General features: G+C 49.7%; 1 protein-coding gene. It reads right to left on the reverse strand.

All coding sequences use genetic code 11. The annotated features are described in order from the left end of the window. A partial coding sequence (locus LU351_RS20425) for a beta strand repeat-containing protein (RefSeq protein WP_232595932.1) occupies positions 1-1,594 on the reverse strand: 1,594 nt, incomplete at both ends.

Below are 1,594 nucleotides of genomic sequence, written 5' to 3' on the forward strand. Positions count from 1 at the left end.
CTTGAAGCGACACTGTCATTGTCATCCGCACCGTCACCATTCACGGCAGTCACTCCACTGAAGGAAATTGCCGCTGCAGCACCATTAGCTTGGGCCGATACTTGATTTGTACCGGTAACGGAGAAGGTATCCGCTAACGCCGTACCAGTAATATCACCCGCATTTGTGACCGTGGTAATGCCATCCACATCAATGGTTGTGGTATCCAGTGTAAAACCACCGGTAGTGAGTATGACATCGCTATTACTGATATCGATGGTATTATCAGCATCTCCCGTAACACCCGTTACACCCGCAAAACTGCCTATACTGGCTGCGGTTAAATCACCCGAGGTATTCAGAGTCAGTGCTTGGGTAGTGCCCGTGGTATCCGCTGCACCTGCTTGCGTTACAGAGGTATCACCACTCACAGCAATACCTCCAACACTGAAGCTAGAGGCACCTAATGCAATACCCAAGTTATTGGCGTCAATCGTATCCGTTGCCGTACCAGCCGCATCATAGCTGGTCACACCACTTAAACTCATTCCCAATACCGATAGCGTATTCGCCGCCGACACGGTCACAGCATCAATACCGGTGGTACCGGTCAGAGATACTGCATTAGTGATGGTATCCACACTGGTAAAGGTAATGCCGGAGTCGGTAATCGAATCTGTACCTGCCAAGGTCAAGGTGCCACTTGACGCGACACTGTCGCTATCATCCGCACCGTTACCATCCACGGCTGTCACACCACTGAAGGAAATCGCCACTGCTCCATTAGCTTGAGCCAATACTTGGTTCGTACCGGTAACAGTGAAGGTATCTAATGATGTCGTACCGGTAATATCACCCGTGTTGGTAACCGTGGTAATCCCATCCACATCAATGGTTGTGGTATCCAGTGTAAAACCAGTAGCTGTTAACGTGACATCGCTATTACTGATATCAATGGTATTCGCAGCATCACCTGTCACCCCGGTAACACCCGCAAAACTGCCTATGTTTACTGCCGTCAAATCACCTGAGGTATTCAGAGTAAGGGCTTGAGTGGTGCCCGTGGTATCCACCACATCTGCTTGCGTTACAGAGGTATCACCACTCACAGCAATACCTCCAACACTGAAGTTAGAGGCACCTAATGCAATACCCAAGTTATTGGCGTCAATCGTATCCGTTGCCGTACCAGCCGCATCATAGCTGGTCACGCCACTTAAGCTCATTCCCAATACCGATAGCGAATTTGCCGCCGATACGGTCACAGCATCAATACCGGTGGTACCGGTCAGAGATACTGCATTAGTGATGGTATCCACACTGGTAAAGGTAATGCCGGAGTCGGTAATCGAATCTGTACCTGCCAAGGTCAAGGTGCCACTTGACGCGACACTGTCGCTATCATCCGCACCGTTACCATCCACGGCTGTCACACCACTGAAGGAAATCGCCACTGCTCCATTAGCTTGAGCCAATACTTGGTTCGTACCGGTAACAGTGAAGGTATCTAATGATGTCGTACCGGTAATATCACCCGTGTTGGTAACCGTGGTAATCCCATCCACATCAATGGTTGTGGTATCCAGTGTAAAACCAGTAGCTGTTAACGTGACAT

This window comes from Marinibactrum halimedae, from assembly GCF_021234875.1.
Classification (GTDB): Bacteria; Pseudomonadota; Gammaproteobacteria; order Pseudomonadales; family Cellvibrionaceae; genus Marinibactrum; species Marinibactrum halimedae.